The organism is Vibrio sp. 2433-A1, from assembly GCF_056726085.1.
In genome coordinates, this window is the sequence record NZ_JBRESC010000055.1 from 1 (window position 1) to 5,614 (window position 5,614).

Here is a 5,614-nt window from a genome sequence, read left to right on the forward strand (position 1 = left end):
AGCACCATTTGGTGTGTTCGAGAACAACCAGTTCTTCCTGCCAATGACCAGCGGTTTAATTGCACGTTCAGCACGGTTATTGTCTATCGATAAGTGACCGTCATCGATATAGCGGATGAGCTTCGGCCATTGGCCGAGCGTGTATTTTATCGCTTTACCCAACGGGCTAGACTCTATCACTTGTTGAGTCGTCATCCATTCGTACAACTCATCCAGTATTGGCTTGGCGTGCTGTTGGCGTTCTGCTTTTCGTGTCTCGACAGACGCACCTTTTAAGCGGGATTCTATGCCATAGAGCTTCTGGATTTTGGCCAGCGCTTTATCTGCTTTGCCTGACTTGCCTTTACCTTGAAGCTTCTTAGCATCCATGAACTTGCGACGTGCATGTGCCAAGCAGCCAACATTGGTCACTTGGTGAAGCCCATCATAAGCACCATAGCCATCGGTTTGAAGATAACCACTGTAATCCCCCAAGAAGGCAACAGGGCACGCCCTCGCGCGACTATTTTGATAGTCATACAAGGCGATATTTTTCACGTTAGGAAGTGCGGCATCTGGCGAGTCTGCGCCTGAGCAGTAGAGCCACATGTAGCATTGCTTATCTTCCTTGAGGACATTGAGTGGTGTTTCATCCGCCTGAACCACCACTTGCTCGAGTAGGTGCGTTTTCAAGGCCGCATAAAGCGGTGCGAACTTCTCACTGACTTGGATAATCCACCTTGCCATAGTAGTTCGTGACAGCTCGATACCCGACTGGGTAAACAGTGACTCTTGGCGATACAGTGGCATCGCGTATTGGTATTTGCCAAGAATGATATTGGCCAGCAAGCTTTCTGTCGCGAAGCTTTTAGGGATAATACTTTGCGGCGCTGGCTTTTGAACGATGTGGCTTTTGTCTTTAGTTTGCTCACACTGACGACAAGCATATTTAGGACGAACATACTCCAGCACTTTGAGTACCGCTGGCGAGAACTCTAGCTTTTCACTGCGGTCTTCACCGATTTTATGCAGACTATGTTTGCAGCATGCGCACTGTTTTTCATGGTCGTCTAAATCGAGTTCGATAACCTCACGAGGCAAGGTTTTTGGAAGAGGCTTACGCTTACCGCGTTTCTTCGTTGTGGTGGTCGTCGTGACCTCAACCTCTTCTTCCTTAGCGGCTTCACATTCCACTTCATTGAAGAGGTCACCTTGAGATTCATCGTAAGGCTTTAACGCCTCCGAGCGTTTAGCGAACTGGCGGTCAAAGGCAAGCTTGAGTTGTTCAAGTAGAGATTGACGCTCTTGCTTCCACTCAGTTTTCTCCGACATCAGTGCTTTCACCATCGCTTGTAGCTCAGCAACATCTTGACTTTCTGGGTTGATATTTGGCGTCTTTTTCATGGCACTTATTATACTAAAATCATGCCGCTAACGCTTGGTGGATAAGGCTTTATTATCGTTTAAGTCATTGTGAAATCGTTTATTCGAACGGGTTTGTGGCCGATAATCGTGAAGCCAGAAAGTAGTCTATCAAGCTCGAATTGAGTCAGGCTAAACACCTCATTTTTCTCTTTTGTAGGCCACTTATATTTGGCTTTTTCGAGGCGTTTGTACCAAAGAGCAAAGCCTGTTTTATCCCAGTACAAGACTTTGATTTTGTCGCGCTGTTTATTGGTGAACAGGAACAGTGCGCCGCTTGCTAGAGGTAAATCGGTGTCACTTTCGATAATCGCAGCAAGACCATTGATCGACTTTCTAAAATCGACACTCTCACGATACAGATAAATCTCTGGAGCGCTGAGCATACGTTTCATGATAGCGCACCGATGAGTTCTGCTAGATAAGTGGCTGGCGTGCCTTGTGGAATACTCAGCTCAACATCATTGACGAGCAGTGTCATGTTAGCCGTTGCTATTTGAGCTTGATACTTGGTTGTCTTTTCGACGACTTCTGCTCTAACAAATCCGACAGGCGCTGATTGAGTTGTCGACTGAAGTTGACGGCGTTTTGCGAAGAACGTCGATAAGCTCAGTCCGTGCTGTTCACAGAAAGCACGTTGAGTGATGTTGCTGTGCTCATAGCGTTCGAGAAGAGTTTCCCATTCTTGGTTTGTGCGTCGAATTGCCATTTCAAATCTCCTTGTGGTTGAAGACCTGATCTTATTACTCGCGCAAAACGATTAGAATGCGGGGTTTATGACGCGCTTACGATATAACTAAAGTATGAACAAGTTGCATCGATATCATTTTCAGTAATAGATAAAGGGAACACTACACTGGTTGCAGCAAAGTAGGCATTATAGGTCGCGTAGCCCAACGAAGGTGGCGTATCAATGATAATGATATCAAAATCGTTTTTTACAACATCAATAATCTCAGCTAAAAGAGAGTAGGGAGATAACAATTTTTGATTAAATACTTGCTCATGGAACCAACCTTCGATGGCTCGGTCACTTTGCGCTGCTGGCAGAACTCGTAAATTGGGAATAGTAGTTTCTAGAAATGCGTCAGATACAGCTTGTTCAAACGTCTCTCCATCATCCAAATCAAAATTGCGCATAATAAGATCACCAACAGACAGATTACCTTCTTGGTCTGCTTCAGGAGCATAGTACATAGATAGTGTAGCTTGACCATCCATATCAATTAAGCCTACACGGTATTCTTGATGGAACTCTATCGATAAACCTGACGCAATAGTCGCAGCGGATACCGTTTTACCCACCCCACCTTTCTGATTTTGAATAACAACAACTTGTGCAGATTGATGCATATTGCGTACAAACTTTGGTTCTCTACGTAATGCTTCTGGCAACAAATCACGTACTTGATACATTTCCGTAATATCAATTGACCATTGAGAATCTTCATGCCGACGAGGATCAATTTCAGCGGCTTTGACATATTTATCCAGCGTCTTAGCATCGATGCTTAAGTAAGCAGATGCTTCTGCACGGGTAAAGTTACGTAACTCTTTGCGATGGTTCGCTAGTAAGCGTTGATTTCGACGCTTGATATAAGCATCAGCACCTTGCTTTAGTGATTGAAAGTGTAAAGTGGTCTGTTGGGTATCCATCCTAGCCTCCAAGTAGAAATCATAAATAGATTATCCTTTAATTTTTGAGTTGTCCATTAAAAATAAGAGGACTAAAGCGATAAAGATAATATCTTTGATATACCCGTGTGATAGCACTTTAATCCTAGTGTTTTTTACTACCACATACACTAAAAAAAACATTTATGATAGCTATATATCAGATAATCTAGATCCTAAAGGTATTAATATGGCGCTCGTTGGTTACGCTCGTGTATCAAGCATCGAACAAGATCTCTCAACACAACTCGAAGCCCTAAAAGCAGCAAACTGCAAGAAGATATATTCAGAAAAAAAGAGTGGTAGCAAATCAGAAGGCCGTGACCAATTAGAAGCATGTCTGGATTACATGAGGGAAGGTGACACACTTGTGGTGACACGTATAGATCGCCTATCGAGAAGTCTATACGACCTACAACATTTGGTTAAAAAACTCAAAAAGGAGGGCATTCATCTCAAAGCAACCAGCCAACCCATCGATACAAGTAACGCATCAGGAAAAGCCTTTTTTGATATGTTGGGTGTTTTTGCAGAGTTTGAAACCAGTTTAAGGTACGAACGGCAGTTAGAAGGCATTGCACGAGCTAAAAAAGCGGGTAAGTACAAAGGTCGCCAACCCACAGCTCGCAATCAATCACATAAAGGGGAGTTGCGCCCATTTCAGCGAAAAGTCCAATGTAAGCCGCCAGCCCTTTATTTATTAAGGTCTGTGAAAAAGCCCCCAAATCTGTAAACTTTGGTATCTAATTAGGTGGTAGATTTATGTTGAGGGGGATAATTTGCTTACGTGAAGGAAAAGGTAGGCGACTGAGTGGCTCATTGTCGGCGCAGTCGCGTCGTACATGCTAGGAGAAAGAATCGCTTTACAAACGCTGCCCGTAATATAAATCCAGTAATGCGTACTTGAGCTATCAATGCCATAGTTCAGCTTTAGCAGCATTACTGGGAGGGAAGTTGGATATGATTGCTCCATTAGGGCATTGAAGCTTAATACCATTTTTGCAACAAGGGCATCTAGTTGTGTAAATGCTGGTAATGCCTACATTGCTGACTCGGAAATCAAAAAAACCGTCCGTGTAGATTGAAAATTCTACTTGGCAATATGGACATCTTATTGGTTCAAGTGATGTTGAAGTTAAGCACATCAGAAAAGTATAGTCCTAAAAAAGCGGTTCTGTCAGTTCAAGCCTGAGCTAGTACAGCTTAAAGCGAGCAAGCTCCTTTGTTTTGGACATCTAAGCGTTCATTTTTTAGCTTCTTTGCTACTCGAATTACCGTTCTAGTGGACACATTCGTCAATTTCGCGGTATCACTAATACTTAACCCGTTGATAACTCTTAACTGATAGATTTTTTCGTGAAGCTGGAGGTCAGCTTGTCTTCCACGATACTTTCCCTCTTCTTGAGCCTTCCTGATCCCTTCAGCTTGCCGGCGGCGACGGTCTTGGTAATCTTTTCTCGCGATAGCGGCTAACATATCCATCATCATGCTATTGATTGCTTTGATCATCGATCTTGTAAATTCATCCGTAATTTGAGGGGAGAAGGCAATGTGACTGGTCGGTAAATCTAGACTGATAACCTTGAGTTCCTTTTGGTTCAACATTTCTTTTAATTTGAACCAACTTTCTTCATCAAGGCGAGAGAGCCTATCAATTTGCTCAATGATGATTGCATCGCCTATAGCTGTATCATCAAGCAATCGCAGAAGTTCAGGTCTTTGCAATGAAGCTCCCGATTCATTCTCAATATACCAGCCTGCTATACGGAAGCCTTTTTGCTGTACAAACTCCTGTAATGCCCTTTGCGCTCGTTTTGCATTCTGATCAGAGGTTGATGCTCTTAAGTAACCAAAGATGTACATAATTCTCTCAAAGTGACAGTTAAGTAATGATCTTATTGTGTGTGACAAATAGGTTATGACAAAAGAGGTTTTGATGTCAATTTTATGGCATGACGTATAGGTATACTTAAGTTTCACATAAAACATCGATTGTCCAATCCGACCTCTAGTATGATGTCCTCCTACTTGGGCTGATATGAAAAAGGGAACGATGCAAACTGTTAAGCCAAGCCGAATTCAAATTCTGACAGATCAAGAGGTTCATGATCTGTATTCACGCCCCGTCTTTAACCAAAGTGAGCGGGAAGAGTATTTTTCGGTAGATCCTCGTATAGAGAAGGTGCTATCAAACTTGGGGAAGGTTGAAACTCGAATCTACTTACTGCTTCTTATTGGGTACTTCCGAGCTAAGCCAGTCGTACCGAAGTTCAGATTGCGAGATGTTAAGCAAGACGTCGATTACCTTTACGCGACTTACTTTCCAACCAGAAAACCCAAATACCCGCTCATTGCCAAAAGTACTCGAGCAACATTGATATTGAAGATGTACGAAATCCTTGGATTTACTCGATTCTCTAAGGTAGATGAAAAATCGCTGCTAGAACGTCTACAAGATGTGGCAACGATTTGCACCTATCCCAAGTATATTTTTGATGAATGCTTAGCCTTCTTTGGCCAAAAACGCATTGGCTTAGCC

The 5,614-nt window shown here is 43.1% G+C and carries 6 protein-coding genes and 1 pseudogene; 2 read left to right on the forward strand and 5 right to left on the reverse strand.

Annotated features, from left to right (window positions below; genetic code table 11):
• The 4 genes and pseudogenes from tnpC to ACU01J_RS21395 form a co-directional block, all read right to left on the reverse strand.
• Window positions 1–1,383: IS66 family transposase (gene tnpC, locus ACU01J_RS21380; RefSeq protein ID WP_481087393.1), on the reverse strand; the 1,383-nt coding region annotated here is incomplete at its 3' end.
• A 59-nt stretch (window positions 1,384–1,442) separates the two neighbouring features.
• On the reverse strand, window positions 1,443–1,796 hold the full coding sequence (tnpB, locus tag ACU01J_RS21385; RefSeq protein WP_038228471.1) for an IS66 family insertion sequence element accessory protein TnpB: 354 nt from the start codon (window positions 1,794–1,796) through the stop codon (window positions 1,443–1,445).
• Window positions 1,793–2,110, reverse strand: a complete 318-nt coding sequence (tnpA, locus tag ACU01J_RS21390; protein WP_038228469.1) for an IS66 family insertion sequence element accessory protein TnpA — start codon at window positions 2,108–2,110, stop codon at window positions 1,793–1,795. Before tnpA ends, tnpB begins: the two co-directional genes overlap by 4 nt.
• Window positions 2,111–2,190: 80 nt before the next feature.
• Window positions 2,191–3,057 (reverse strand): annotated as a pseudogene (locus tag ACU01J_RS21395) (ParA family protein); the annotation flags it as partial.
• Between the two features lie 127 nt (window positions 3,058–3,184).
• Between ACU01J_RS21395 and ACU01J_RS21400 the strand changes: the two are divergent.
• Complete coding sequence (locus ACU01J_RS21400; RefSeq protein WP_481087430.1) at window positions 3,185–3,808, forward strand: recombinase family protein; 624 nt, start codon at window positions 3,185–3,187, stop codon at window positions 3,806–3,808.
• Window positions 3,809–4,278: 470 nt separating this feature from the next.
• Here the strand turns inward: ACU01J_RS21400 and ACU01J_RS21405 are convergent, their stop codons facing one another.
• Window positions 4,279–4,938: a recombinase family protein gene (locus tag ACU01J_RS21405; RefSeq protein WP_481087385.1), complete on the reverse strand. Its 660-nt coding sequence runs from the start codon at window positions 4,936–4,938 to the stop codon at window positions 4,279–4,281.
• Between the two features lie 190 nt (window positions 4,939–5,128).
• On the opposite strand from ACU01J_RS21405, the gene ACU01J_RS21410 reads away from it, so the two are divergent.
• A partial coding sequence (locus ACU01J_RS21410) for a DUF4158 domain-containing protein (RefSeq protein ID WP_481087431.1) occupies window positions 5,129–5,614 on the forward strand: 486 nt, incomplete at its 3' end.

Bases quoted from the DNA above. Each gene is read 5' to 3' on its own strand.
- ACU01J_RS21405 (WP_481087385.1), bottom strand. From the start codon at position 4,938: ATGTACATCTTTGGTTACTTAAGAGCATCAACCTCTGATCAGAATGCA.
- tnpA (WP_038228469.1), bottom strand. From the start codon at position 2,110: ATGGCAATTCGACGCACAAACCAAGAATGGGAAACTCTTCTCGAACGC.
- tnpB (WP_038228471.1), bottom strand. From the start codon at position 1,796: ATGAAACGTATGCTCAGCGCTCCAGAGATTTATCTGTATCGTGAGAGT.